General features: G+C 71.2%; 25 protein-coding genes and 5 tRNA genes. 21 read left to right on the top strand and 9 right to left on the bottom strand.

Annotated elements, in window-relative coordinates; genetic code table 11:
* Positions 1-551 precede the first annotated feature (551 nt).
* From ACIBN2_RS41215 to ACIBN2_RS41170, 10 genes are all read left to right on the top strand, one after another.
* A complete protein-coding gene (locus ACIBN2_RS41215; protein ID WP_399142579.1) occupies positions 552-740 on the top strand; it encodes a hypothetical protein in 189 nt (62 codons plus the stop codon).
* 124 nt (positions 741-864) lie between these two features.
* On the top strand, positions 865-1,650 hold the full coding sequence (locus ACIBN2_RS41210) for a fumarylacetoacetate hydrolase family protein (protein ID WP_399142578.1): 786 nt from the start codon (positions 865-867) through the stop codon (positions 1,648-1,650).
* On the top strand, positions 1,643-3,127 hold the full coding sequence (gene gltX, locus ACIBN2_RS41205) for a glutamate--tRNA ligase (RefSeq protein ID WP_399142576.1): 1,485 nt from the start codon (positions 1,643-1,645) through the stop codon (positions 3,125-3,127). The genes ACIBN2_RS41210 and gltX overlap by 8 nt, the downstream gene beginning before the upstream one ends.
* Before the next feature lie 11 nt (positions 3,128-3,138).
* Positions 3,139-3,321: a hypothetical protein gene (locus ACIBN2_RS41200; RefSeq protein ID WP_399142574.1), complete on the top strand. Its 183-nt coding sequence runs from the start codon at positions 3,139-3,141 to the stop codon at positions 3,319-3,321.
* 37 nt (positions 3,322-3,358) lie between these two features.
* Entirely contained in the window at positions 3,359-4,111 is a 753-nt protein-coding gene (locus ACIBN2_RS41195; RefSeq protein ID WP_399142573.1) for an HAD family hydrolase, read from the top strand.
* Positions 4,112-4,202: 91 nt separating this feature from the next.
* Positions 4,203-4,274 (top strand) — tRNA-Gln (locus tag ACIBN2_RS41190).
* Between the two features lie 21 nt (positions 4,275-4,295).
* Positions 4,296-4,368 (top strand) — tRNA-Glu (locus ACIBN2_RS41185).
* Between the two features lie 29 nt (positions 4,369-4,397).
* Positions 4,398-4,470, top strand: a tRNA-Glu gene (locus tag ACIBN2_RS41180).
* A 20-nt stretch (positions 4,471-4,490) separates the two neighbouring features.
* Positions 4,491-4,562 (top strand) — tRNA-Gln (locus tag ACIBN2_RS41175).
* Between the two features lie 28 nt (positions 4,563-4,590).
* Positions 4,591-4,663, top strand: a tRNA-Glu gene (locus tag ACIBN2_RS41170).
* A 74-nt stretch (positions 4,664-4,737) separates the two neighbouring features.
* On the opposite strand, the gene ACIBN2_RS41165 is transcribed toward ACIBN2_RS41170, so the two are convergent.
* Positions 4,738-5,382, bottom strand: coding sequence for a MerR family transcriptional regulator (locus ACIBN2_RS41165; protein ID WP_399142571.1), 645 nt, complete (start codon positions 5,380-5,382; stop codon positions 4,738-4,740).
* Between the two features lie 91 nt (positions 5,383-5,473).
* Here ACIBN2_RS41165 and ACIBN2_RS41160 point away from each other — a divergent pair, with 91 nt between their 5' ends.
* Positions 5,474-5,998 (top strand): DUF4188 domain-containing protein, encoded by a 525-nt coding sequence (locus ACIBN2_RS41160; protein ID WP_399142569.1) that lies wholly within the window; start codon positions 5,474-5,476, stop codon positions 5,996-5,998.
* A 91-nt stretch (positions 5,999-6,089) separates the two neighbouring features.
* On the opposite strand, the gene ndgR is transcribed toward ACIBN2_RS41160, so the two are convergent.
* Positions 6,090-6,806: an IclR family transcriptional regulator NdgR gene (ndgR, locus tag ACIBN2_RS41155; protein WP_007384919.1), complete on the bottom strand. Its 717-nt coding sequence runs from the start codon at positions 6,804-6,806 to the stop codon at positions 6,090-6,092.
* A 189-nt stretch (positions 6,807-6,995) separates the two neighbouring features.
* On the opposite strand from ndgR, the gene leuC reads away from it, so the two are divergent.
* From leuC to ACIBN2_RS41135, 4 genes are all read left to right on the top strand, one after another.
* Entirely contained in the window at positions 6,996-8,420 is a 1,425-nt protein-coding gene (leuC, locus tag ACIBN2_RS41150; RefSeq protein ID WP_399142567.1) for a 3-isopropylmalate dehydratase large subunit, read from the top strand.
* Between the two features lie 5 nt (positions 8,421-8,425).
* Positions 8,426-9,019, top strand: coding sequence for a 3-isopropylmalate dehydratase small subunit (gene leuD / locus ACIBN2_RS41145; protein WP_399142565.1), 594 nt, complete (start codon positions 8,426-8,428; stop codon positions 9,017-9,019).
* A 274-nt stretch (positions 9,020-9,293) separates the two neighbouring features.
* Positions 9,294-9,524, top strand: coding sequence for a hypothetical protein (locus ACIBN2_RS41140; RefSeq protein ID WP_384269038.1), 231 nt, complete (start codon positions 9,294-9,296; stop codon positions 9,522-9,524).
* A 137-nt stretch (positions 9,525-9,661) separates the two neighbouring features.
* Positions 9,662-10,318 carry an HU family DNA-binding protein gene (locus ACIBN2_RS41135; RefSeq protein WP_399142563.1) on the top strand — a complete coding sequence of 219 codons (657 nt, stop codon included), beginning with the start codon at positions 9,662-9,664 and terminating at the stop codon, positions 10,316-10,318.
* A 116-nt stretch (positions 10,319-10,434) separates the two neighbouring features.
* On the opposite strand, the gene ACIBN2_RS41130 is transcribed toward ACIBN2_RS41135, so the two are convergent.
* Both ACIBN2_RS41130 and cofC read right to left on the bottom strand, forming a co-directional pair.
* Complete coding sequence (locus ACIBN2_RS41130) at positions 10,435-10,638, bottom strand: hypothetical protein (RefSeq protein ID WP_399142561.1); 204 nt, start codon at positions 10,636-10,638, stop codon at positions 10,435-10,437.
* A 64-nt stretch (positions 10,639-10,702) separates the two neighbouring features.
* The gene (gene cofC, locus ACIBN2_RS41125) at positions 10,703-11,341 is read right to left on the bottom strand and encodes a 2-phospho-L-lactate guanylyltransferase (RefSeq protein ID WP_399142559.1); all 639 of its coding nucleotides are present in this window, start codon (positions 11,339-11,341) and stop codon (positions 10,703-10,705) included.
* Between the two features lie 169 nt (positions 11,342-11,510).
* On the opposite strand from cofC, the gene ACIBN2_RS41120 reads away from it, so the two are divergent.
* Genes ACIBN2_RS41120 through ACIBN2_RS41110 form a run of 3 tightly spaced genes read left to right on the top strand, consistent with a single transcriptional unit; the run spans position 11,511 to position 14,511 of the window.
* The gene (locus tag ACIBN2_RS41120) at positions 11,511-12,287 is read left to right on the top strand and encodes a lysophospholipid acyltransferase family protein (RefSeq protein WP_399142558.1); all 777 of its coding nucleotides are present in this window, start codon (positions 11,511-11,513) and stop codon (positions 12,285-12,287) included.
* The gene (locus ACIBN2_RS41115) at positions 12,284-13,294 is read left to right on the top strand and encodes an NAD(P)H-dependent glycerol-3-phosphate dehydrogenase (protein ID WP_399142556.1); all 1,011 of its coding nucleotides are present in this window, start codon (positions 12,284-12,286) and stop codon (positions 13,292-13,294) included. Before ACIBN2_RS41120 ends, ACIBN2_RS41115 begins: the two co-directional genes overlap by 4 nt.
* A 59-nt stretch (positions 13,295-13,353) precedes the next feature.
* Entirely contained in the window at positions 13,354-14,511 is a 1,158-nt protein-coding gene (locus ACIBN2_RS41110; protein WP_399142554.1) for a D-alanine--D-alanine ligase family protein, read from the top strand.
* Positions 14,512-14,524: 13 nt separating this feature from the next.
* On the opposite strand, the gene ACIBN2_RS41105 is transcribed toward ACIBN2_RS41110, so the two are convergent.
* Together ACIBN2_RS41105 and ACIBN2_RS41100 are read right to left on the bottom strand one after the other, a co-directional pair.
* On the bottom strand, positions 14,525-15,019 hold the full coding sequence (locus ACIBN2_RS41105; protein ID WP_399142553.1) for a DUF3515 domain-containing protein: 495 nt from the start codon (positions 15,017-15,019) through the stop codon (positions 14,525-14,527).
* 20 nt (positions 15,020-15,039) lie between these two features.
* Entirely contained in the window at positions 15,040-15,273 is a 234-nt protein-coding gene (locus ACIBN2_RS41100) for an Lrp/AsnC family transcriptional regulator (protein WP_003997603.1), read from the bottom strand.
* A 206-nt stretch (positions 15,274-15,479) separates the two neighbouring features.
* Here ACIBN2_RS41100 and ACIBN2_RS41095 point away from each other — a divergent pair, with 206 nt between their 5' ends.
* On the top strand, positions 15,480-16,448 hold the full coding sequence (locus tag ACIBN2_RS41095) for a thiamine-phosphate kinase (protein ID WP_393866714.1): 969 nt from the start codon (positions 15,480-15,482) through the stop codon (positions 16,446-16,448).
* Entirely contained in the window at positions 16,445-17,266 is an 822-nt protein-coding gene (thiD, locus tag ACIBN2_RS41090; protein WP_399142551.1) for a bifunctional hydroxymethylpyrimidine kinase/phosphomethylpyrimidine kinase, read from the top strand. Before ACIBN2_RS41095 ends, thiD begins: the two co-directional genes overlap by 4 nt.
* Positions 17,267-17,385: 119 nt before the next feature.
* On the opposite strand, the gene rpmB is transcribed toward thiD, so the two are convergent.
* Entirely contained in the window at positions 17,386-17,571 is a 186-nt protein-coding gene (gene rpmB, locus ACIBN2_RS41085; protein WP_004924906.1) for a 50S ribosomal protein L28, read from the bottom strand.
* 256 nt (positions 17,572-17,827) lie between these two features.
* On the opposite strand from rpmB, the gene ACIBN2_RS41080 reads away from it, so the two are divergent.
* On the top strand, positions 17,828-19,543 hold the full coding sequence (locus ACIBN2_RS41080) for a DAK2 domain-containing protein (protein WP_399142549.1): 1,716 nt from the start codon (positions 17,828-17,830) through the stop codon (positions 19,541-19,543).
* A 27-nt stretch (positions 19,544-19,570) separates the two neighbouring features.
* Here the strand turns inward: ACIBN2_RS41080 and ACIBN2_RS41075 are convergent, their stop codons facing one another.
* Together ACIBN2_RS41075 and ACIBN2_RS41070 are read right to left on the bottom strand one after the other, a co-directional pair.
* A complete protein-coding gene (locus tag ACIBN2_RS41075; RefSeq protein ID WP_399142548.1) occupies positions 19,571-22,498 on the bottom strand; it encodes a tetratricopeptide repeat protein in 2,928 nt (975 codons plus the stop codon).
* On the bottom strand, positions 22,498-24,363 hold the full coding sequence (locus ACIBN2_RS41070; RefSeq protein WP_399142546.1) for an HSP90 family protein: 1,866 nt from the start codon (positions 24,361-24,363) through the stop codon (positions 22,498-22,500). The genes ACIBN2_RS41075 and ACIBN2_RS41070 overlap by 1 nt, the downstream gene beginning before the upstream one ends.
* Between the last annotated feature and the right edge of the window lie 103 nt (positions 24,364-24,466).

The raw sequence follows: 24,466 nt of genomic DNA, 5'->3' as shown, positions 1-24,466 counted from the left end.
TGGACCAGGCGCCCCTCCGCGCGAGCGGAAGAACACGGTGTCGGCGTTTTGGAGGACGCCCTGAATACGCCCTCTGTGGTCGTGAGTGACCGGCGCCGGTTCCCCCTTCTCGCCGTCACTCGGCGCTCGTTGCGCCCCCTGTGCGCCGGCTCGATCCTGCGGCGGTCCGTGGCATTCCAGCACAGTGCAGGATCTCCAACAAGGTTCGCGTGTGATGCCGTGACGTAGGTGACACCACGTGAGTGCGGAGTCACCAGCCGTAGAGAGGGATCTCCCGCAAAACGGGCGTATGACCGCGAGTTGTGCGGGTGCGGTAGGTGTCCCAGTCGCCATGATCAGGAGCGGAATGATGGCTTCAGGAGGCCAATGTCCGTTTCGTCGGGGCAGATTGCGAGTCTGGATTGACCGGTTTGTCCCTGCCTCAGTGAGCAAACTCACATGCCCGTCGAGGGGTTCACCGGACTTCCGCGGGGAATCGCGCGTCTAGCCTGGCGCTTTACAAGATGCAGGAAAATGCCGACCCGCGAGCGAGAACAGGGCCCAGTACAACCGTGAAGACGACGATGATGTTCCACAACATAGCCAACCCGCGGCGCACCACCCTCGCCCACCTCGAGGGCACCGAAGAACTGCAGATCCCGCAGCAGCCGCAGCACTCCGTCGATCTTCCCACGCACACCGCCAACCCCCGGCGCACCGTCCTGGAAGTGGTCCCGGTCGCGGCCGCCGTCGCCGAGTAGTACGCGTACGGGGCGCCGATCACTCAAGGCGCCCCCACGCGGCAATGCGCACGTGGGCGGCCCCCTGCCGCGTTAGCCTGGAGCGTCCGACTCCAGCAGGCTCAGTGAGGGGCGCAAGGATCCCGTGCGCATCGCCAGATTCTCCATCGACGGGAACGTCGCCTTCGGCGCGGTCGAGGGTGACAAGCCCGACGAGCTCGTCCTCGACATCATCAAGGGCATTCCGTTCGCGGACTTCGAGCTCTCCGGCACGAAGGTCCCGCTGAGCAAGGTCCGGCTGCTGCCGCCGGTGCTCCCCAACAAGGTCGTGGCCTTCGGCCGCAACTACGCGGAGCACGCGCGCGAGCTGGGCCACGAGGTGCCCGACGCCCCGTTCGCCTTCTTCAAGCCGTCGACCTCGGTGATCGGCCCCGGCGACGCGATCCGGTACCCGTCCTTCACCGAGGACCTGCACCACGAGGCCGAACTGGCCGTGGTCATCGGCCGCATGTGCCGCGAGGTCCCGCGCGAGCGCGTCAAGGACGTGATCTTCGGCTACACCTGCGCCAACGACATCACCGCGCGTGACGTGCAGAAGCGCGAGAAGCAGTGGGCGCGGGCCAAGGGCTTCGACGGCTCCTGCCCGCTCGGTCCGTGGGTGGAGACCGGCCTGGACCTCGCCGCCGCGGGCGATCTGACCATCCAGCTCACGGTCAACGGCGAGCAACGCCAGCTCGGCCGCACCAGCGAGATGATCCACCCGATCGAGGATCTGATCGTCAACATCTCCGAGGCCATGACGCTGCTTCCCGGCGACGTGATCCTCACGGGCACCCCGGCAGGCGTCGGGCCGCTCACCGTCGGCGACGAGGTCGCCGTCACCATCGAAGGCATCGGCACTCTCACCAACAAGGTTGTCAAGCGTGGCTAGCGCACCCGGCTCCCCCGTACGCGTCCGATTCTGTCCGTCCCCGACCGGTAACCCGCACGTGGGCCTGGTCCGCACCGCCCTGTTCAACTGGGCGTACGCGCGGCACCACCAGGGCACGCTGGTCTTCCGCATCGAGGACACCGACGCCGCCCGCGACTCCGAGGAGTCGTACGCCCAGCTGCTCGACTCGATGCGCTGGCTGGGCTTCGACTGGGACGAGGGCCCGGAGGTCGGCGGCCCGCACGCGCCGTACCGCCAGTCGCAGCGCATGGACATCTACGCCGACGTCGCGCGCAAGCTCCTGGACGCCGGCCACGCGTACCACTGCTACTGCTCCCAGGAGGAGCTGGACACCCGCCGCGAGGCCGCCCGCGCCGCCGGGAAGCCCTCCGGCTACGACGGCCACTGCCGCGACCTGAGCGCGGAGCAGGTCGAGGAGTACAAGGCCATGGGCCGTGCCCCGATCGTCCGCTTCCGCATGCCCGACGAGACGATCACCTTCACGGACCTGGTCCGCGGCGAGCTGACGTTCACGCCGGAGAACGTGCCGGACTACGGGATCGTACGAGCGAACGGCGCGCCGCTGTACACGCTGGTCAACCCCGTCGACGACGCCCTGATGGAGATCACCCACGTCCTGCGCGGCGAGGACCTGCTCTCCTCCACCCCGCGCCAGGTCGCCCTGTACAAGGCGCTGATCGAGCTGGGCGTCGCCCGGCAGATCCCGGCCTTCGGCCACCTGCCGTACGTGATGGGCGAGGGCAACAAGAAGCTCTCCAAGCGCGACCCGGAGTCCTCGCTCAACCTCTACCGCGAGCGCGGCTTCCTGCCGGAGGGGCTGCTCAACTACCTCTCGCTGCTGGGCTGGTCGCTCTCGGCGGACCAGGACATCTTCAGCATCGCGGAGATGGTGGCGGCGTTCGACATCGCCGACGTGAACCCCAATCCGGCCCGCTTCGACCTCAAGAAGTGCGAGGCGATCAACGGCGACCACATCCGGCTGCTGGACGTGAAGGACTTCACGGAGCGGTGCCGCCCCTGGCTCCAGGCCCCGTTCGCCCCCTGGGCGCCCGAGGACTTCGACGAGTCCCGGTGGCAGGCGATCGCCCCGCACGCCCAGACCCGTCTGAAGGTCCTCTCGGAGATCACCGACAACGTCGACTTCCTGTTCCTCGCCGAGCCGGTCCTCGACGAGGCGAGCTGGACGAAGGCGATGAAGGAGGGCTCGGACGCGCTGCTTGTCACGGCCCGCGAGAAGCTGGAGTCGGCCGACTGGACCTCCGCGGAGGCCCTGAAGGAGGCCGTCCTGGCCGCCGGCGAGGCCCACGGCCTCAAGCTCGGCAAGGCCCAGGCCCCGGTCCGCGTCGCGGTCACCGGCCGCACGGTCGGCCTGCCCCTCTTCGAGTCCCTCGAGGTGCTGGGCAAGGAGAAGACCCTGGCCCGCATCGACGCGGCCCTGGCCAGGCTGGCCGCGTAACGCCCGCACGCGTGAGGGCGGACCCGGCGTACATCGTTCGTCACCCGGAGTTCCGCCTTCCGTGCAACTGCCGCTTCCCGAGCGGCAGTTGCACGGACCCCCTGCAGGTGAGCGTGCGGACGGTCGCGCTGGCGGCGTTCCTGCGCCTGGACCCTCACCGCCCGGCCCTGACCGGCACGACCACGGTGAACTGACGGACGCGCCGTCCGCCCGCCGGGTTACGGTCGGTCCATGACCCTGCGCGCCGGCGGCACCCAGGTCCACGCCATCGTCTGGGACGTGGACGACACCCTGTTCGACTACACGTCGGCGGACCGCGCCGGAATGCGCGCACACCTGGCGGCCGAGGGCCTGCTCCACGGGTACGACACCGTGGAGCAGGCCCTCGCACGCTGGCGGGCGGTGACCGACGCGCAGTGGGCGCGCTTCTCCGCGGGCGAGGTGTCCTTCGACGGCCAGCGCCGGGACCGCGTACGGGTCTTCCTGGGCGAGGAGCTGACCGACGCCGAGGCCGAGGCGTGGTTCCGGCGCTACGTCGCGCACTACGAGACCGCCTGGTCCCTCTTCCCGGACGTGCTGCCCGCCCTCGACGCGCTCGCCGCCAGCCACCGGCACGCGGTGCTGTCCAACTCCAGCCTCACCGTCCAGGGCCGCAAGCTGCGCCTGCTCGGTGTGCACGACCGCTTCGAGGCCGTCCTGTGCGCCGCCGAACTGGGCGTCTCCAAGCCCGAGGCCGGCGCCTTCCTGGCCGCCTGCGAGGCCCTTGAACTCGCCCCGCACCAGGTCGCGTACGTCGGCGACCACCCCGAGATCGACGGGCGCGGTGCCGCCGAGGCCGGACTGCTGTCGGTCTGGATCGACCGCTGCGGCGTGCACACCTGCGACGGGGCCGGCGCGGGTCCCCACCGGATCGCCTCCCTCGCCGAACTCCCCGCGCTCCTCGGTGCCGATACCCGTTTTGGTGCCCCGTCCTCCTTCAGGTAATGTTCTTCCTGCGCCGCCGGGCAGCGGACCGAAAGGTCCGGAACCGGGGGAGCAAACTAGAACGAGATCCCCTCAGGGGCTTGCGTTCCAGTGGCCTATGGTGTAATTGGCAGCACGACTGATTCTGGTTCAGTTAGTCTTGGTTCGAGTCCAGGTAGGCCAGCTCGCAGAGCTCATCTGCAACGCCCCCGTTGTGTAGCGGCCTAGCACGCCGCCCTCTCAAGGCGGTAGCGCCGGTTCGAATCCGGTCGGGGGTACTGATCCCGGGCAACTCGGGATCGCTAGGGCCCCCGTTGTGTAGCGGCCTAGCACGCCGCCCTCTCAAGGCGGTAGCGCCGGTTCGAATCCGGTCGGGGGTACAAACTGGTCTAAACCACATTGGTCTATGGTGTAATTGGCAGCACGACTGATTCTGGTTCAGTTAGTCTTGGTTCGAGTCCAGGTAGACCAGCTCGGATCTGCGGAAACGTTAGATCCTCGCCCCCGTTGTGTAGCGGCCTAGCACGCCGCCCTCTCAAGGCGGTAGCGCCGGTTCGAATCCGGTCGGGGGTACGACACGAAGGCCCTCCGCTCGCAGCGGGGGGCCTTCGCCGTGTCCGGGGTCCGGCCGTCAGGCCGTCCGGGCTCTAGCCGAAGCCGTAGCGCCGTGCCGACTCCTCCTCCTGTGCGAGCCGGTGCAGCGCCTGGAGTATCGGCTGGGCGAGGATCACGCCCAGGACGGCCGTCTCGACCTTCTCGGCCTCCGACCCGTGCGTCTCCACGAAGTCCAGGTCCAGGACCGCGGCCTGATGCATCAACCGGGCGTAGGACATGAGGAGTTCGGTCTCCCAGTCGTAGCCGAGCCGGCGGAACGCGGCGATCGACACCACCAGCCTGCGGTAGGCGGGGGAGATCGTGATCAGGGAATGGGCGTTGGTCCAGCCCAGTGCCTGGAGGAGCTGTTCCGCCTCCTCGCCGGCGGCGCGGACGTACTCGTCCTCCGCGTCCGGTTCGGGCACCTGCGGCAGGGCCCACAGTGCCGCGCCCATCCGGATCGTCCGGCCGAGGGAGTCGTCGTCGACGTGGCCGAGCACCTCGCGTACCTTCGCCACCGGCACACCGCCGACCTGGATCATCGCGCGCACCAGCCGCAGCCGGCGCAGATGCTCCTCGTCGTACTCGGCCGTCGTCGTGTTGATCTGGCGGCCGGGCGTCAACAGCCCTTCGCGCAGGTAGTACTTGATCGTCGCGGTGGACACGCCACTGCGCTCGCTGAGCTCCCTCAGCCGCATGTCTTGCGCCCTTCCTTGGTCAGTGCGACTATCCAAGCACCGTCCAGAAGGATAGTGCCGCTATCCGATAGCGTGGAGCGAGGAGGCGACCATGTTCGCGAAGCCGGTGCCGGGCCGTACGACCGCGGACGGCGAGGGCGATGTGGTGGTCCTGCTGATCGGCATGCGGGTCAACAGGTTCCGGGCGGTGCACCAGTGGGTGCCGGTCATGCTGTCGATGATCCGCATGCTGCGGGAGCTCGAACGGGACCCCGGCCGTGGGCTGCTGGAACACGTGCTGCTGACCGCCTCCCCGCGGACGTACTACGTCGTCCAGTACTGGGAGTCCAAGGAGAAGCTCTACGGGTACGCGAGCTCGCCGGAGATGTTCCATCACCGGGTGTGGGGGATCGTCAACCGCAAGGAGCGGGCGGGCAAGGTGCGCGGGCACGTGGGGCTGTGGCACGAGGCGTACGTGGTGCCCGAGGGGTCGTACGAGTCGATCTACTTCGACATGCCGGCCTTCGGTCTCGCGAAGGCGCACGGGCAGGTGCCCGTCGAGCGGCGGGGGCGGTACGCCAGGGACCGCTTCGCCTACCGGTCGGAGGCCGGAGCGGGGGACAAGCGGGCCGGCTGAGCGGGGAGCCAGGGGGGTCCGGGGGAACGGGGAGGGTCTGCCGCGGCGTTGAGGCCGGCCCTCCCCGTCGACGTCCGAACGGGGTGCCGGCTCAGCCGGTGCGGCGCAGTGCCTCGGAGAGGCGGGCGGCGGCGTCGATGACCGCCTGGGCGTGCATACGGCCCGGGTGGCGCGTCAGGCGCTCGATGGGGCCGGAGACCGAGACGGCGGCCACCACGCGGTTGGACGGCCCCCGCACGGGCGCGGAGACGGACGCGACGCCCGGCTCCCGCTCGCCGATGGACTGGGCCCAGCCGCGGCGCCGCACGCCCGAGAGCGCGGTGGCCGTGAAGCGGGCGCCCTGCAGGCCCCGGTGCAGCCGCTCCGGCTCCTCCCAGGCCATCAGGATCTGCGCGGAGGAACCGGCCTTCATCGTCAGCGTCGAGCCGACCGGGACGGTGTCCCGCAGTCCGGACAGGCGTTCCGCCGCGGCGACGCAGATGCGCATGTCGCCCTGGCGGCGGTAGAGCTGGGCGCTCTCGCCCGTGATGTCCCGCAGGTGCGTGAGCACCGGGCCCGCCGTCGCGAGGAGGCGGTCCTCGCCGGCTGCCGCGGCCAGCTCGGCCAGGCGCGGTCCGAGAATGAAACGGCCCTGCATGTCGCGCGCCACCATACGGTGGTGTTCCAGCGCCACGGCCAGACGGTGGGCCGTGGGTCGTGCCAGTCCGGTCGCCGCAACCAGCCCTGCGAGGGTGGCGGGTCCGGACTCCAGGGCGCTCAGGACAAGGGCCGCCTTGTCCAGAACGCCGACGCCGCTACTGTTGTCCATGAAACGATACTCGCGTCTCACTCTGTGAAACGCAAGTTCATTTTTCCGTGAGACGCGCAACCCTTGTACGCATAGCGGCCCGCAGACCGAACGGGTCCGGTGGCGGGCGCCCGTGAAATGGGGCCGGGCGTCGTCTCCTCAAGATCTCTAGCAAGGCCGGTGGACGTCGTGCCGGCCGAAGGGAAAGCGATGGGTAGGACACTCGCGGAGAAGGTCTGGGACGACCATGTCGTCCGGCGCGCCGAGGGCGAGCCCGACCTCCTCTTCATCGATCTGCACCTGCTGCACGAGGTGACCAGCCCGCAGGCCTTCGACGGTCTGCGGCACAACGGTCGCAAGGTGCGCCGCCTCGACCTCACCATCGCGACCGAGGACCACAACACCCCGACGCTCGACATCGACAAGCCCATCGCCGACCCGGTCTCCCGGGTCCAGCTGGAGACGCTGCGCAAGAACTGCGCAGACTTCGGCGTACGGCTGCACCCGCTGGGCGACGTCGAGCAGGGCGTGGTGCACGTCGTCGGCCCGCAGCTGGGTCTGACCCAGCCCGGTACGACGGTGGTCTGCGGCGACTCGCACACCTCCACGCACGGCGCCTTCGGCGCGCTGGCGTTCGGCATCGGCACCTCCCAGGTGGAGCACGTGCTGGCCACCCAGACGCTGCCGCTGGCCCGTCCCAAGACCATGGCCATCACGGTCGACGGCGAGCTGCCCGAGGGCGTCACCGCCAAGGACCTGATCCTGGCGATCATCGCCAAGATCGGTACCGGCGGCGGCCAGGGCTACATCCTGGAGTACCGCGGCTCCGCCATCGAGAAGCTCTCGATGGAGGCCCGGATGACCATCTGCAACATGTCGATCGAGGCCGGCGCCCGCGCGGGCATGATCGCCCCCGACGAGACCACCTTCGAGTACATCAAGGGCCGCGCCCACGCTCCCGAGGGCGAGGACTGGGACGCCGCGGTCGCGTACTGGAAGACGCTGAAGACGGACGAGGACGCCGAGTTCGACGCCGAGGTCGTGATCGACGCCGCGGCGCTGTCGCCGTTCGTCACCTGGGGCACCAACCCCGGGCAGGGCGCACCGCTTTCGGCGTCCGTCCCCGATCCGGCTTCGTACGAAGACGCTTCGGAGCGCCTCGCCGCCGAAAAGGCCCTGGAATACATGGGGTTGGAGGCCGGGCAGCCGCTGAGTTCCATCAACGTGGACACCGTCTTCGTAGGTTCCTGCACCAACGGCCGGATCGAGGACCTGCGGGCCGCGGCCGCGATCGTCGAGGGCCGCAAAGTCGCCGACGGCGTACGGATGCTGGTCGTCCCGGGCTCCGCGCGGGTGGGTCTGCAGGCCGTCTCCGAGGGCCTGGACGTCGTCTTCAAGGAGGCCGGCGCCGAGTGGCGGCACGCGGGCTGCTCGATGTGTCTCGGCATGAACCCGGACCAGCTGGCCCCGGGTGAGCGCTCCGCGTCCACCTCCAACCGCAACTTCGAGGGCCGGCAGGGCAAGGGCGGTCGCACGCACCTGGTCTCGCCGCAGGTCGCCGCCGCGACCGCGGTCCTGGGGCACCTGGCCTCGCCCGCCGACCTGTCCGACGCCCCCGCGCCCGCTGGAGTCTGAGAGTCATGGAAGCATTCACCACGCACACCGGGCGGGCCGTCCCGCTGCGCCGCTCCAACGTCGACACCGACCAGATCATCCCTGCTCACTGGCTCAAGAAGGTGACCCGGGACGGTTTCGAGGACGGGCTGTTCGAGGCCTGGCGCAAGGACGGGAGCTTCATCCTCAACCGCCCCGAGCGGCAGGGCGCCACGGTCCTGGTCGCCGGCCCCGACTTCGGCACCGGCTCCTCCCGTGAGCACGCCGTGTGGGCGCTGCAGAACTACGGCTTCAAGACCGTGATCTCCTCCCGCTTCGCCGACATCTTCCGCGGCAACTCCTTGAAGAACGGCCTGCTCACGGTCGTTCTGGAGCAGAAGATCGTGGACGCGCTGTGGGAGCTCACGGAGCGGGACCCGCAGGCGGAGATCACCGTCGACCTCGAGGCCCGTGAGGTGCGCGCCGAGGGCATCACCGCCGCCTTCGAGCTCGACGAGAACTCCCGCTGGCGGCTGCTGAACGGGCTGGACGACATCTCCATCACCCTCCAGAACGAGGCGGACATCGCCACGTACGAGGCCAAGCGCCCGTCGTACAAGCCGCGGACGCTCACGGTCTGACCCAGGCCGGTCCGCCGAGCCGCGACCTGACGGGTTTCGGCCACCGGAACACCCCCATGTACCCCCGATCGGCCCGATCGGGGGTACATCCGTGTCCGGACCCGAACGGCTTGGAACCCTCTTGCTTTTTCTCTCAACTTCCCATGTTACGAAGGAGGTTGCGTGGGTAGCCGTGCCCTGTGGACACGATTTCCGGCTCTGCCCGGAACGCCGTTTGAGGCATCAGTTGCTACCCCCGCAGGCGACAACTCGCCCCAGATGGCACAATCTGTGCATGGAACACGACGGCCAACTCGAGCTCTACACGGCAGTCGCGGACCGACTGAAGGAAGCGCACTCCCGGGTGCGCGCACTGCAAGTCCCGGAGGGCGTACGGATGGCGCTGACCCGGAAGCTGCTGGTCATTACGGCCGCGGCCAAGCACGATCTCGCCGACGCGGCAAGGCGTCTGGAGGCGTTCAACACGGACCTGGAGAAGGGGTGCATCCCTGAAGAGGACCGCTGAACGCAGCCGGAGCAGTCGAGTTCGTTGCGGCGCACGGGTGATTAGCCCGTTTCGTGTTTGATTTGCGGTATATATCTGCCTAACGTGCGAAAAAGCTTGAACACTTTCGTTCTGGCGATGTCTCCGAAGGGGAAGACGTGAACAAGGCGCAGCTCGTAGAAGCGATTGCCGACAAGGTGGGTGGCCGCCAGCAGGCCGCCGAGGCTGTCGACGCGGTCCTGGATGCCATCGTCCGCGCGACCGTCGCCGGAGACCGGGTCTCGGTCACCGGCTTCGGCTCGTTCGAGAAGGTCGACCGTCCGGCCCGCTACGCCCGCAACCCCCAGACGGGCGAGCGGGTTCGGGTCAAGAAGACCTCCGTGCCGCGCTTCCGCGCGGGCCAGGGCTTCAAGGACCTGGTGAGCGGCTCGAAGAAGCTCCCGCGCGGCGGCGAGGTCGCCGTCAAGAAGGCGCCCAAGGGCAGCCTGACCGGTGGGGCTTCGGCAACCGTCAAGAAGGCCGCCGCGAAGAAGTCGACCGCCAAGAAGGCCGCGCCGGCCACGGCGAAGAAGGCCGCGGCGAAGAAGACGACGGCCAAGAAGACCACGGGCGCCGCCAAGAAGACGACCGCGAAGAAGACCACGGCGAAGAAGACCACGGGCGCCGCCAAGACGTCCGCGGCCAAGAAGGCCACCGCCAAGAAGGCCACCGCGAAGAAGGCCCCGGCGAAGAAGGCGACGGCCAAGAAGGCCCCCGCCAAGAAGTCGACCGCTCGCAAGACCACCGCCAAGAAGGCCACCGCCCGCAAGCGGTAAGGGCACAGGGGCACTCACGCGCCGGGCCGGACTCCTCATCGGAGCCCGGCCCGCGGCGTGTTCGGGGGTGGTTCGGAGCGGCTTCGGAACGTCCGCACAAGGTCCGCAGAGCGTTCTCAGAACGTCTGGAGCGTCACCAGCGTGATGCGGGGGCTGTCCTTGGCGCCCTCCAGCTCGATGCGCACGCGCTGTCCGGGGCGCAGCAACCGCAGTCCTCCGGCGTCGAAGGCGGCGGCGTCGAAGGGGACGGGGCTGCCGTCGTCCAGCAGCACGCTGCCCTCGCGGGTGTCGGGGTCGTAGGTGTATGCCGTGGCCTGCATGTCGGTCAGCCTAATGTGCGGTGGGATTCGGGGCGCGTTGTGGGGCCTGCGACTGGGGGCGTTGTCAGGAGCCCGGGGTCAGCAGTCCCGCTGCCGCGGCGGCCGTATGCGGCCCGACTCCCAGTGCCAGTGCCGCCCGCAGGTCTGCGCCGGTGTCCACGTCCTGGCGTACGGAATCGACCGCGTCGAGGGTCAGTTCCTCGGCTCCGGAGGCCCGGTGGCGGGCGCGGGAATCGGGGCCGAATGCCGGGAGCAATTGCTGGGCGGGGGCGGCGGTCAGCAAGGTCGTGCCGATTGCGGCCGCATCGGCGAGAAAAGCGCGCGGGAATTCGGCGGCCGCGTCCAGTACACGGAGCAATTCCAGAGGGCGTAGTGCCGGAAGATCGGCATTCAGGGTCGCCACGGGACTTTCGGGGCGTGTGGCGCGGACCGCGGCCACGCCGTGCGCCAGCGCCGCGTTGAGGCCGCCCCGCGGTTCGTCGGGGACGATCCGGGCGCCCAGCGCGGACAGTTCGCGTCCGGCCAGGGAATCGTCCGTGACGACCGCCACATCCCGCACCGCCGGGCAGGCCAGCGCGGCCGCCACGGTGTCCTGGGCGAAGGCGAGGGCGAGGCCCGGGCGCAGCCCGTGGGCGGCGGTGTCCGCGAGCCTGCTCTTGGCCCGCGTCAGGGGTTTCAGGGGTATGACCAAGGTCCACTGCACCGGTGTTCCGTCCCTCTCTTGTCGCGGCCATTGTCACTCAGCCGTCACCTCGGCCATCTGGCGGCGGCGCCGTCGGGGCGTACGGTGTTCTCGACAGACCGGCGGCCTGGGGTGACACTTGTGCGGCTCCTGGTCCGAGGTCCTTGGCCCCATAGAGGAAGGTGCGCGCGTGCCCCGCCGCAGAATCGGCTTCTGGTACCGCTTCGCCGCGGTGCTCTGCAAACCGCCGCTGGTGGTTCTGATCAAGCGGGACTGGCGTGGAATGGAGCACATTCCGGCCGAGGGTGGATTTATCACCGCGGTGAACCATAATTCTCATGCGGACCCCTTCGCTTACGCGCACTATCAGTACAACACCGGACGTGTTCCGCGATTCCTGGCGAAGAGTGGCCTTTTCAAGAAGGGTTTCGTCGGCGCCGCGATGCGCGGCACCGGACAGATTCCCGTCTACCGCGAGACCACGGACGCGCTCAGCGCCTTCCGCGCCGCGATCGAGGCCGTGGAGCGCGGTGAGTGCGTCGCGTTCTATCCCGAGGGCACCCTCACCCGGGATCCCGAACTGTGGCCCATGATCGGCAAGACGGGCGCGGCGCGCGTCGCCCTGACCACCCGGTGCCCGGTGATCCCGATCGCGCAGTGGGGCGTCAACGAACTGCTGCCGCCGTACGCCAAGAAGCCCAACCTCCGCCCCCGCAAGACCCATCACGTGCTCGCCGGCCCGCCCGTCGACCTCGCGCGCTTCTACGACCAGGAGATGACTCCGGAGCTGCTGAAGGAGGCGACCGAGGTCATCATGGCCGCCGTCACCCGCCAGCTGGAGGAGATCCGCGGCGAGAAGGCGCCCGCGACGCGGTACGACCCGCGTCGGGAGCGCATCGAGCAACGGCGCAGGACGCAGACGCAGGGCCACGGGAAGGCCGAGCAGGAAGAGGGGCAGAGCACGTGAGCAAGCCGGTCAAGGCGGCCGTCTTCGGCACCGGTTCGTGGGGCACGGCGTTCGCCATGGTGCTCGCCGACGCGGGGTGCGAGGTCACCCTGTGGGGGCGGCGCGCTGAACTCGCGGACGCGGTCAACTCCACGCGTACGAACCCCGACTACCTTCCCGGTGTCGAACTCCCGGGCGGCGTAAGGGCGACGACGGACGCCGCCGAGGCCGCGCGCGGCGCCGACTTCGCCGTCCTCGCGATCCCCTCGCAGACCCTGCGCGGCAACCTCGCCGAGTGGGCGCCGCTGCTCGCCCCCGAGACCGTCCTGGTGTCGCTCATGAAGGGCGTCGAACTCGGCTCCGCCATGCGGATGAGCGAGGTGATCGAGGACGTCGCCAAGGTGCGCGCCGACCGGATCGCCGTCGTCACCGGACCCAACCTCGCACGGGAGATCGCCGCCCGCATGCCGGCGGCCGCCGTGGTCGCCTGCACCGACGAGGCGGTCGCCCAGCGGCTCCAGGCGGCCTGCCACACGCCGTACTTCCGGCCGTACACCAACACGGACGTGGTCGGCTGCGAGCTCGGCGGTGCCGTCAAGAACGTCATCGGGCTCGCCGTCGGCATCGCGGACGGCATGGGCCTCGGCGACAACGCGAAGGGCTCGCTCATCACGCGCGGGCTCGCCGAGACCACCCGGCTCGGCATGGCGCTCGGCGCCGACCCGCTGACCTTCTCGGGGCTCGCGGGCCTGGGCGACCTGGTGGCGACCTGCTCCTCGCCGCTCTCGCGCAACCACACCTTCGGCACCAACCTCGGCAAGGGCATGACCCTGCAGGAGACCATCGCGGTCACCAGGCAGACCGCCGAGGGCGTCAAGTCCTGTGAGTCCGTGCTGGATCTGGCGCGCAGGCACGGCGTCGACATGCCGATCACGGAGACCGTCGTCGCCATCGTGCACGAGGGCAAGTCCCCGGTGGTCGCCGTCAAGGAGCTGATGTCGCGCAGCGCGAAGCCCGAACGACGCTGAGCGACGCCGCCCGTGGGACGCTGTCTTGGGGCACTACCACCGGGTACTCTCAACGCGATATGAGCACCGAGAACCTCCCCCAGAGCCCTGAGCAGCCGCCTCGCAAGCCGCGCGTGGCCGTCGTGTTCGGCGGGCGCAGCTCCGAACACGGGATCTCCGTGGTCACCGCCGGCGCCGTGCTGCGCGCCGTCGACCGGACCAAGTACGACGTCCTGCCGATCGGCATCACCAAGGACGGCCGCTGGGCCCTCACCGCCGACGAGCCGGAACGCATGGCGATCACCGACCGCCGTACCCCCGACGTCGAGGAGCTGGCCGAGTCCGACGAGGGCGGTGTGGTGCTCCCCGTCGACCCCGGAAACCGCGAAGTCGTCTACAGCGAACCCGGATCGGTGCCCAAGGCGCTCGGTGAGGTCGACGTCGTCTTCCCCGTCCTGCACGGCCCCTACGGCGAGGACGGCACCCTTCAGGGACTGCTGGAGCTCTCCGGCGTCCCGTACGTGGGTTCGGGCGTGCTCGCCTCGGCCGTCGGCCAGGACAAGGAGTACATGAAGCGGGTGTTCACCTCCTTCGGGCTCAAGGTCGGCCCGTACGTGGTGATCCGGCCGCGCGAGTGGGAGCTCGACGAGGCGGCGGCCCGCAAGAAGATCGTCGACTTCGCGGGTGAGCACGGCTGGCCGCTCTTCGTGAAGCCCGCGCGCGCGGGCTCGTCGATCGGCATCACCAAGGTCGACGACCTCTCCGGTCTCGGCGACGCGATCGCGGAGGCCCAACGGCACGACCCGAAGATCCTCGTGGAGGCGGCGCTGCGCGGCCGCGAGATCGAGTGCGGGGTGCTGGAGTTCGAGGACGGCCCGCGGGCGAGCGTGCCCTCGGAGATCCCGCCGCCGGACGCGCACGCGTACTACGACTTCGAGGCGAAGTACATCGACTCGACCCCCGGCATCGTGCCGGCGCCGCTGGCGCCCGAGGAGACCGCCGAGGTGCAGCGGCTCGCGGTGGCGGCCTTCGAGGCAGCGTCCTGCGAGGGCCTGGTGCGCGCGGACTTCTTCCTCACCGAGGACGGCGAGTTCGTGATCAACGAGATCAACACGATGCCCGGCATGACCCCGATCTCGATGTACCCGCAGATGTGGCAGGCGAGCGGGATCAGCTACCCCGAGCTGGTGGAAAAGCTGCTCGAGGCGGCGCTGCGCAGGTCCACGGGCCTGCGCTGACCGAAGGACTCTGTCAGGAGGCGATCCCCTCGGGGATGGCCTTCTTCACTGCGGGCGCCAGGTCGACCAGCGGTGCCATGCCGTCTCCCGTACGGCCCTTGGGGATGGTCACCTCCACGTACGCGGTGCGCAGCGTGGTGGTGAAGCGGAACGAGCCGTCCTGCTGTTTCTGCAGCAGCCAGCCGACCCCGTCGACCTCGACTCCGTCGGCTTCCGGGTTCGACATCTCGGCGGGCCGCTGGACACCGCAGCGCAGTATGATCGCCGGGTCGCCCCAGCCCGCGGTCAGCGCGGAGGCGGGTTCGGGATCCCGGCGATCCTGGCCGCCGGCCTTGGACGGCAGCACCTTGTCCAGGTTCTGGCACAGCTTGGTGACCTTCGCACCCGGGCCTGGAACCGCGGCCCGGGCGCTGTCGTCTGCTGAGGAGCAGCCCGTTGCCGTGATCAGTGCGGCGGCGAGAACGGGCAGCCCGAGAACGGTTCGGCGCCGGTGACGGATGGAGTTCACCGGCCAAGGGTAGACGGGGGCTACAGATGGACGACCGGGCAGGTCAGGGTGCGGGTGATCCCGTCCACCTGCTGGACTTTGGCGACCACCATGCGGCCGAGGTCGTCCACGGTGTCCGCCTGGGCCCGCACGATCACGTCATAGGGTCCTGTCACGTCCTCGGCCTGGATGACTCCAGGGATCTTGCTGATCGTCTCGGCGACGGTCGACGCCTTGCCGACCTCCGTCTGGATCAGGATGTACGCCTGTACCACGGAACCTCCAGGGCGGCCACGAGGATCATGTGGGGAAAAGGAACGCCACGGTATCGCGTCGCCGCACGCCACGGGGAGACCTGCGCGGGCCAGGGTCCACGCGGCGGGGCACAGGTACGACAGAAGTTGACGGACACCTCGACGGTATCGAGGACACTGATGACGCGCGACCGGGAACTGCACGGGACAGAAGGGGAGCAAGCGCAATGAAGGGCACTGTTGGTGAGCTCGGGGAGTTCGGGCTCATCAGGGAGCTCACCTCCCGTCTCACCACCACCCCCGCGGTCCGGGTCGGCCCCGGCGACGACGCCGCGGTGGTCGCCGCGCCCGACCGGAGGGTCGTGGCCAGCACCGACATCCTCCTGGAGGGGCGGCACTTCCGCCGCGACTGGTCCACCGCCTACGACGTCGGCCGCAAGGCGGCCGCGCAGAACCTCGCGGACATCGCCGCGATGGGCGCCGTGCCGACCGCGCTGCTGCTCGGCCTGGTCGTCCCGGCCGAACTCCCGGTCACCTGGCCGAGCGAGCTGATGGACGGGCTGCGCGACGAGTGCCAGGTCGCGGGCGCCTCGGTGGTCGGCGGCGATGTCGTACGGGGCGACACGATCATGGTGTCGATCACCGCGCTCGGCGATCTGCGCAACCAGGAGCCGATCACCCGGGGCGGCGCCCAGCCCGGCGACCGCGTCGCCGTCACCGGCTGGCTCGGATGGTCCGCCGCCGGATACGCGGTGCTCTCCCGCGGCTTCCGCTCGCCGCGCGCCTTCGTGGAGGCGCACCGGCGCCCCGAGCCGCCGTACCACGCGGGTCCGGCCGCCGCGGGGCTCGGCGCGACGGCGATGTGCGACGTCAGCGACGGCCTGATCGCCGACCTCGGGCACATCGCCGAGGCCAGCAAGGTGCGGATCGACATCCGCTCCGGCGCGATCGACATCCCCTCGCAGATGAACGACATCGGGCAGGCCGTCGGCGTCGACCCCATGCAGTGGGTGCTGACCGGGGGAGAGGACCACGCGATCGTGGCGACCTTCCCGCCGGACGTGAAACTGCCCGCACGCTGGAAGGTGATCGGCGAGGTGCTCAACCCCTCGGCGCTGCCCCAGGTGACGGTGGACGGGGCGCCGTGGACCAGCAAGGGCGGCTGGGACCACTTCGGCGGGGACATCGAGTCATGAGCGCGCCGCCCCGGGTGCTGACCGTGGCGGGCTCCGATTCCGGCGGAGGGGCCGGAATCCAGGCCGACTTGAAGACGATGCTCGCGCTCGGCGTGCACGGCATGAGCGTCGTGACGGCGGTCACCGCGCAGAACTCGCTCGGCGTGCAGGGGGCCTGGGAGCTTCCGGTGGAGGCGGTGCGGGCGCAGTACCGCAGCGTCGTCGACGACATCGGCGTCCAGGCGGTCAAGACCGGGATGCTCTCCTCGGCCGAACTGGTCGAGGCCGTGGCCGAGTTGATCGCCGGGACGGACGCTGCGGCGGTCGTCGACCCGGTGGGCGTCTCCAAGCACGGGGATCCGCTGCTGGCGGCCTCCGCGCTGGACTCCGTACGGACGAAGCTGCTGCCGGTCGCGACCGTCGCGACGCCGAACCTCGACGAGGTCGCCCAACTCGCCGGTGTCCGGGTCGAGTCGGAGGCGGATCTGCGCGAGGCCGCGGCGGCCGTCCTGTCGTACGGACCGCAGTGGGTGCTCGTCAAGGGCGGTCATCTCGCCGGTGACGCGGTGGACCTGCTCACCGACGGCTCCGAGGAGCACTGGCTGCGCGCGCCGCGCCACGACAACCGGCACACGCACGGCACGGGCTGCACCCTCGCGTCCGCGATCGCGTCGCAGCTCGCGAAGGGGCAGTCCGTGCCGGAGGCGGTGGCGGCGGCCAAGGAGTACGTCACCGGGGCGATCGCGGCCGGCTTCGCGCTCGGCGGCGGGATCGGGCCCGTGCACCACGGCTGGGCCCTCGGCAGGGGGCCGCGAAGGGATACTCCCTCAGCCACGTGAAGAAGCGGGCCCGCGTGGGTGCGGGGGCGGCTCAGGGGTACGGCAAAAAGCCGGCCCACCCGAGGGTGGACCGGCTCAGTGCAGCGAACCAGCAGTGGCCGCGCGCTCAGCTGTGGGCGTCAGCGCGAGACCTTGCCGGCCTTGATGCACGAGGTGCAAGCGTTCACGCGCTTCGGCGTCCCGCCCACCACGGTACGTACGCGCTGGATGTTCGGGTTCCAGCGACGGGGCGTACGGCGGTGCGAGTGCGAGATGTTGTTGCCGAAGCCCGGCCCCTTGCCGCAGACGTCGCAGTTGGCAGCCACGGGTCACTCCAAAGACTTCAGATGCACTTACGGTTGGGTCCCGGCATGCCGGGATCGAGATCGCAGGATCAGAGATCTGAGTGGCGGTGCCAGGTGTAGAGGCCCGATCGGTGTCGGGCAACCGGAGCAGCATACAACGACTGCGCCAGTACAACGAAACTACCATGGCTGATCAGGGCTCCGCGCCCGGCCCACTTCCGGCGGAGACCGCCCCGGGGTCTACGCTGCGTCCCATTCACAGCTCAAGGAGGCGCAGGTGGCGCAGGTGCCGCAGACATTCTTCGATGCTCTCGCGGTGCGCTCCTGGTGCGGTCTCGCGCTGCAGGCGCTGGGACGCGCGCGTGAGGAGATCGACGCGATCAACGTCTACCCCGTGGCAGACGGGGACACGGGCACCAACCTCTATCTGACCGTGGAGTCCGCCGTCGCCGCGGTGGAGGCCGTCTTCGCCGCTCACGAGGTGGATGCCGGCACCTCCGGGAAGCCGACGCTGGCCGACGCGGCGGGCGCGATGGCGCACGGCGCGCTGATAGGCGCCCAGGGGAACTCCGGGACGATCCTCGCGCAGCTGCTGCGCGGCATGGCGCAGGTGCTCACCGCCGGCGGTGAGACGCCTCACACCGACGGCCCCGGCCTCCGGCTCGCTCTGCGGCAGGCGGCCGACTCCGCCCGCCAGGCCGTCGCGCACCCCGTGGAGGGAACGGTCCTGTCGGTCGCCTCGGCCGCCGCCGACGCCGCGGCCGAGGCCGCCGGCGGAGCCGAGGGCGACTGCGCGGCGGTGGCGCGGGCGGCCTACGAGGGAGCGCACGCCGCGCTGGCCGCGACCCCGGGGCAGCTCGCCGTGCTGGCGCGCGCCGGGGTGGTCGACGCGGGCGGGCGGGGGCTGGTGGCGGTGCTCGCCGCGCTGGTGGAGACGTTCACCGGGGAGGCGCCAAGACCGTTCGCGGGCTCGGCGGTCGCGTTGCCCGGGCCGGCCGGCACGGTGGGCGCCGAGGCCGCGGCCCAGGGCCTCGGCGACGAGGACTGCGCCGCCTCCCCGGAGGACGGGGGCCCCGCGTTCGAGGTGATCTACCTGCTGGAGGCGGACGACGCGTCCGTGGCGCGGCTGCGGACCCGCCTCGACGCCCTCGGGGACTCGCTGGTCGTGGTCGGCGGCGACGGGCTGTGGAACGTGCACGTGCACGTGGACGACGCGGGCGCCGCCGTGGAGGCGGGCGTCGAGGCCGGGCGGCCGTACCGGATCCGGATCACCCACTTCGCGCTCGGCGACGTCCACACGCGCGGGGGCGAACGGCCGCCGCGGGAGCGGGTCCAGCGCGCCGTGGTCGCGGTCGTGCCGGGCGAGGGCCTGGCCGGGCTGTACGCCGAGGCCGGTGCGACGACCGTACTCGCGCGCCCGGGGGAGGCGCCCGCCAGCGGCGAGCTCGTCGACGCCGTACGGCGGGCCCACGCGCTCGAGGTCGTGCTGCTGCCCAACGACGCCGACCTGCGGCACACCGCGGCCGCGGCGGCCGAGCAGGCCCGCGCCGAGGGCATCCGCGTGGCCCTCATCCCGACCCGGTCCGCGGTCCAGGGGATCGCGGCGCTCGCCGTGCACGAGCCGGAGCGCCGCTTCGACGAGGACGTCGTGTCGATGACCTCGGCGGCGGGCGCGACGCGGTACGCCGAGGTGGCCGTCGCCGAGCGCGAGTCCTGGACCATGGCGGGCATCTGCCAGGCCGGCGACGTCCTCGGCCTCGTCGAGGACGACGTGGCCGTGATCGGATCCGACGTCATCGCCATCGCCGAGGCCGTCCTCGACCGCATGCTCCAGGCCGGAGGCGAGCTCGTCACCCTCGTCCTCGGCGACGACGCCCCCGACTCCGTGGCCGACCGCCTGGAGGCACGCGTGCGTGAGTCGTACCTCGCCGTGGACACGGTGGTCTACCGGGGCGGCCGGCAGGGGGCGCTGCTCCTGATCGGCGTGGAGTAGCACCACCTCCGACGCCCTGCCCCCGCGTCAGCCCGCCCCCTGCTCCTCCACCACCTGGAGCATCTGCTCGGCTTCCGACCGTCGTTCCTGCGCCGTCTCGTCCTCGTCGCCCGCGCCGTCGTAGGCCGCGAGGACCGCACGCGCGTGTGCCGTCGCGCGGGCGGGGCGGCCGAGGTCGGCCTCCAGCCAGCCCGCGGCGAGTTCCGCGCCGGTACGGCTGTCCAGGGCGTCGTCCCCGAGGGAGGCGAACACCGCGACCGCCTCGGTGACCTGGGCCAGCGCGTCCTCGAGCGCGGCCCGGATCGAGTCGTCGTCGGCGTCCTCGGCGGCGGAACGGGCGAGCAGGTCGCCGAACTGGCGGTGGGTGTGCCCGAGTTCGGCGACGAGCCGCTGCCGCGCCTCCTCGTCGGTCCCGGCGGCGCCGAGCGCCGCCTCGCACTCCCGGACCGCCTCCGTCATCGACTCCCGTGCCGCGCCCGCCCCCTCCTCGGTGCGCAGCGCGAGCCACGCGCGTGCGCGCAGCGAGCGGACCAGACCGTGCACGTTGCCGAGCGAGCGCCACAGCTCGCCCGCGCGCGCGTAGGCGCGGTCGGCGTCGGCGGACTGTCCGGCCGCCCCGAGGGACTCGGCGGCGAGGTGTGCGAGCGTCGCGTGGTCGTGCTGCTCGGGCCAGTGCCGGGCGATCTCGGCGGCCTGCAGCCGCCGTTCGGCCGCCGCGCGGTGCTCCCCGAGCTCACTCAGGCAGTCGCCGAGCCACCACTGCGTCTGGACGACCGCGCCGTCGCCGTGCGTCTCGGCGCTCAGGTCGGGCAGCGCCGACTCCAGCACCTCCGCCGCCTCGGCGAAGCGGCCCTGCCGCAACAGGAAACCGCCCAGCTGCTGCCGAGCCCAGGCGCCCAGCGTCCGGCTCTCGCCCGCCTCGTCGGCCCAGTGCGCCGCCTCCAGCGCGTGCTCGGCGGCCTCCACGGACAGACCGCGCCCGCCGAGCACCTCACCGAGCTGGAGGTGCAACTGGGCCCGCCCGACGGCCTCCAGATGCGCTCCGCCGTGCTCCAGGGCCGCCCGCAGCGCACGCTCCGCCCCGGAGATGTCGCCCAGGTGGTGCGCCAGCCCCGCGAGCCGCGCCTCGTACTCCACCGCGAACCACGGCAGCCCGGCCTCGACGAAGGCGGCCGTCGCCCGCCCGAACAGCTCCACGGCCGTCTCCAGGTCCCCGCGCCGCACCGCCAGCTCCGCGAGCATGGCCTGCGCCTCGGCGCCCCGCGAGGCGATCCGCACATCGTCCCCGGTGTACCCGCCGACCAGCGCGAGCAGTTCGCGCACGGCCGCCTCGGCCGCGGCGAGAACAGCCTCGCCGGCCGTCCCGTCGGCGTCCAGCACCCGCCGCATCACGATCCGCGCCCGCCCCATCAGCACGGACGCCGTCTGCCGCACGCCCGTCGCGTCCTCGGCGTACAGCGCCAGCACCTGGTCGTACGGCTCCTCGACCGCCGCGAGCGCCTCGTCCACCCGGCCCTCCAGCGCGCGTACGTACGCCGCACGCGTGCGTGCCGCCAGCGCCTCCCCGGGGTCGCCCGCCTCCGCGTACAGCTCGGCGGCCCGCTCGAAGAGCGCGGCGCCCTCGGGGCCCCGGTCCATCGCCTCGTGGTCGGCGATCTCCGCGCGGTCGCGGGCGTCCAGGTCGACGTCCGCCGCGGCACGCGAGACCGCCGCCCAGGCGTCCATCGCGTTCGGCCGCAGGGTGTCCGACATGCGGCGCGCCTCCGCCAGCAGGGCGGGCAGGTCCGGCGCCTCCGCGGTCACGGGAGCCGGCGCCGGCGCGGCGGGCGCGGACACCTGGCGTGCCGTGCGGACCCCGAGCGGGAGCCGCTCCACCAGCGGGGGCTGCGCCATACGCGCGCGTGCACGCTCACTGACGCCGGAGGTGAAGTTGCGCTCGTCGAAACGCGCGGCCAGGGCGAGGGTCTCCGCACGCGCGTGCGCGGCGAGTTCGCGCGCCGTCCACGTGCGGCCCGCCGGTCCGGGCACCTGCCGCTCGCCCAGCCCCACCGCATCCAGGCGCTCCATGAGGAGCGTGACCACACTGAGGAAGTCCAGCCGGCTGCGCGGCTGCCCGGAGTCCGTGAAGTACGCGGGCCGCTCCGCCAGCAGCTCCAGGCCGCGCGCCTCGTTGCCGGTCAGCGCGCAGAACTCCACGTGGTCCGCGTACGCGCCCCGCATGCTCTCCATGCCCCGCACCAGCCGGAAGCCCCGCAGATGGTGCGCGCGTGCCTCGTCAGTGCGGCCCAGCCGCAGCAGCGGCACCAGCGAGGACGCGAGGACCGCGTGCGGCTCGTGGGCGCAGGTGTACCGCCCCTCAAGGACGGGAGCCCAGAGCTCCAGCGCCTCCGCGTCGTGCCCCCGCTGCACCTGCCACCAGCCCTGCTCGTGCAGCTCGCAGGCCTGGCAGTCGGCCATGCTGTCGCGGTCGGCGGCCAGCCACGCGGCGTACGCCCGCTCCGCGCGCGGGATGTCACCGAGATGCGCGGCGACACTGAACTCGGCGCCGCGCACGGCTCGTTCGGAGTGCCCCGCGAGCCGGTAGCGGTGCTCCATCTCGCCGAGCCACTTCTCGATCGAGGCGAGCGGCACGTGCGGCTGGTCGAGCATGCCGGACGACATCCACTTGAAGACCCAGTGCAGCGAGTGCACCTCGTACTCGTCGAAGTCCTCGGGCCGCTCGTCCCACATGCGCAGCAGGCGCGCGAAGGGGACGAACATCTTGTCCTTCTCGGAGCTGTAGTTGTAGACCTTCAGCTGGTGCCCGAGCGCCTCGATCACGGCGAGCGGGATGCCCAGCTTCTCGGCCTCGGCGAGCAGTTGCTCCGCGTGCGCGTTGCGCGCCGGGCCCTCCGGACGCTCGGCGTTCTCCGCCATCTCCCGGCGCAGGGAGTCGAAGTCCGAGATTCCGCTCATCAGAGACCGCCCCCCGTGGAGTCGCCCGTCGTATCGGATTCACCGTGGGTCGCCCATTCCAGCAGGCCGATGAAGGACCGGTTCAGCAGCGCGGTGTCCGCCGGCCTGAGCGGCCGCTGCGCCATCAGCAGTGCCTGCCCGTACAAGGACTCCGTGGCGGTGCCGATCAGTTCCGTATCGCGCAGCGAACTGATCCTGCGGACCAGCGGGTTGAGATGGTTGAGCACCAGACGCGCGCGGGGGGCGCTGCCCCGCAGCGAGCCCAGGATCCCGGCCCACAGGTCGCCGGCCTGCTCCTCGGCCTCGGCGCGGGCCTGCTCGTGGCGGGTGGCCCGGTCGTCGAGGTGGAGGGCGGGGACCGAGAGGGGGTGGAAGGCGCGCAGTACTATGTCACATCCCACAGCGTCCAGCGTGGCCCGAGCCGCCGCCAGGAACTCCGACAGCGCCAGTTCCTCGGCCGCGTCCACCGAGTCCAGATGCGCCGTCACGGTGTCCGCGTCCAGCTCGGCGACCACTGTCCCCGGCCGCACCGACGGCAGCGCCTCGACCAGCTCGCTGTCGTAGGTGTAGCCGCCGTTGATCACCCCGACGCCCTGCGCCGACGCGATCGGCGCGACCTGCCGGTACTCCTCCACGGTCCGCGTGAAGTGCACCACCGGGTGCCGCTGCGCGAACTCCTCCAGGGACAGCCGCCCGTCGGTCGTCTCGAAGGGCAGCCACGGCAGCATCGTGCGCAGCATCTCCCCGTCGTGCCGCGCCAGGGACTTCACGCCCAGGTGGTGCACCGACAGGAAGGCCGACAGCCGCTCCGGATCACCCGCCGCGAGTCCCGTCAGCCAGGACCGGATCTTCTCGCCCAGCGCCTCCCGTACGGCGGCCAGCGTCTCGTCCTCGTACAGCGCCTCGCGCGAGGCCGTCGGCCGCAGACTGTCCGTGTCCAGCACGCACCGCACGAAGAACGCCCAGTCCGGCAGCAGCTGTTCGGCCCGCTCGGTCAGCAGCATGCCCTTGAGGTGGACACGGTGCGTTGCCCGCTGGGCCGGGCTGACCGCCGACGGCAGCACGTACGCCACCCCGCGGATCCCGGCCAGCGGCACGTCCAGCCCGATCGTGTCCAGCGGCGTGAAGCCGAACAGGTCGTGACAGTGCCGCGCCAGGGCCACCCGGCGGGCGGCGGGGGAGGGGTACGGACGGTCCCAGGGCGCGGGCAGATCCGTGACCGCCTCGTCGCCGACCCGGACGTCGTACGGCAGCAGCGACCCGAAGTCCCGTGCCAGCGTGAGCACTCGGCCGGGCGTGAGCCACTCGCCGGCCCCCGCCCGCGCCACCAGGTGCACGGTGGTGCCCGGTTCGGGCCGGGCCTCGTCCGGCAGCGTCCGCACGGTGTACGAACCGTCGTCGCTCGCCGTCCACTCCACCGGCGCCGCGTCCGGCGTACGGGCGCTGCGGCTGACCACCCGGATCCGCCGGGCGACCACGAAGCAGGCCAGCAGGCCGATGCCGAACTGCCCTAGGAAGTCGGAGCGGACCTCCTGGAGCCCGTCGGCGATCGGGTCGGCCCGCTTGGAGCTGCGCCCGATGGTGGCCAGCAGGTCGTGCACGTCCGCCTCGGTGAGCCCCACCCCGGTGTCCTTGACGCGCAGGGTGCCCGCCTCGGCGTACAGCCGCACCCGCGCCGGCGCGCCGGGCTGCTCCGCCCGCCGGGCGGTGATGGCGTCGACGGCGTTCTGCAGCAGCTCGCGCAGATAGACCTTGGGACTGGAGTAGAGGTGATGGGAGAGCAGGTCCACCAGACCACGCAGGTCGACCTGGAACGTATGAGGTGACTGGGACGGCTGGGATGACTGTGAGGTCTGAGAGTCCATCGTCGCAGCGCCGGTGGGAGGAGAGAGCACGGCGCGGGGTCGGGCGGTCCTGGTGGGGCGGTGACCGCGGCATGGCCGGAGCGCGCCATCCTACGGCTGGAAC

Source organism: Streptomyces sp. NPDC050534 (assembly GCF_044457745.1).
In the GTDB taxonomy this organism is placed as follows: domain Bacteria; phylum Actinomycetota; class Actinomycetes; order Streptomycetales; family Streptomycetaceae; genus Streptomyces.
This window is presented reverse-complemented; position numbering and strand designations above follow the sequence as displayed.

What these genes read in the sequence shown, in the direction of transcription:
- ACIBN2_RS41195 (WP_399142573.1), top strand. Translation starts at nt 3,359, where the DNA reads ATGACCCTGCGCGCCGGCGGCACCCAGGTCCACGCCATCGTCTGGGAC.
- ACIBN2_RS41165 (WP_399142571.1), bottom strand. Translation starts at nt 5,382, where the DNA reads ATGCGGCTGAGGGAGCTCAGCGAGCGCAGTGGCGTGTCCACCGCGACG.
- ACIBN2_RS41160 (WP_399142569.1), top strand. Translation starts at nt 5,474, where the DNA reads ATGTTCGCGAAGCCGGTGCCGGGCCGTACGACCGCGGACGGCGAGGGC.
- ndgR (WP_007384919.1), bottom strand. Translation starts at nt 6,806, where the DNA reads ATGGACAACAGTAGCGGCGTCGGCGTTCTGGACAAGGCGGCCCTTGTC.
- leuC (WP_399142567.1), top strand. Translation starts at nt 6,996, where the DNA reads ATGGGTAGGACACTCGCGGAGAAGGTCTGGGACGACCATGTCGTCCGG.
- leuD (WP_399142565.1), top strand. Translation starts at nt 8,426, where the DNA reads ATGGAAGCATTCACCACGCACACCGGGCGGGCCGTCCCGCTGCGCCGC.
- ACIBN2_RS41140 (WP_384269038.1), top strand. Translation starts at nt 9,294, where the DNA reads ATGGAACACGACGGCCAACTCGAGCTCTACACGGCAGTCGCGGACCGA.
- ACIBN2_RS41130 (WP_399142561.1), bottom strand. Translation starts at nt 10,638, where the DNA reads ATGCAGGCCACGGCATACACCTACGACCCCGACACCCGCGAGGGCAGC.
- ACIBN2_RS41110 (WP_399142554.1), top strand. Translation starts at nt 13,354, where the DNA reads ATGAGCACCGAGAACCTCCCCCAGAGCCCTGAGCAGCCGCCTCGCAAG.
- ACIBN2_RS41095 (WP_393866714.1), top strand. Translation starts at nt 15,480, where the DNA reads ATGAAGGGCACTGTTGGTGAGCTCGGGGAGTTCGGGCTCATCAGGGAG.
- thiD (WP_399142551.1), top strand. Translation starts at nt 16,445, where the DNA reads ATGAGCGCGCCGCCCCGGGTGCTGACCGTGGCGGGCTCCGATTCCGGC.
- ACIBN2_RS41075 (WP_399142548.1), bottom strand. Translation starts at nt 22,498, where the DNA reads ATGAGCGGAATCTCGGACTTCGACTCCCTGCGCCGGGAGATGGCGGAG.
- ACIBN2_RS41070 (WP_399142546.1), bottom strand. Translation starts at nt 24,363, where the DNA reads ATGGACTCTCAGACCTCACAGTCATCCCAGCCGTCCCAGTCACCTCAT.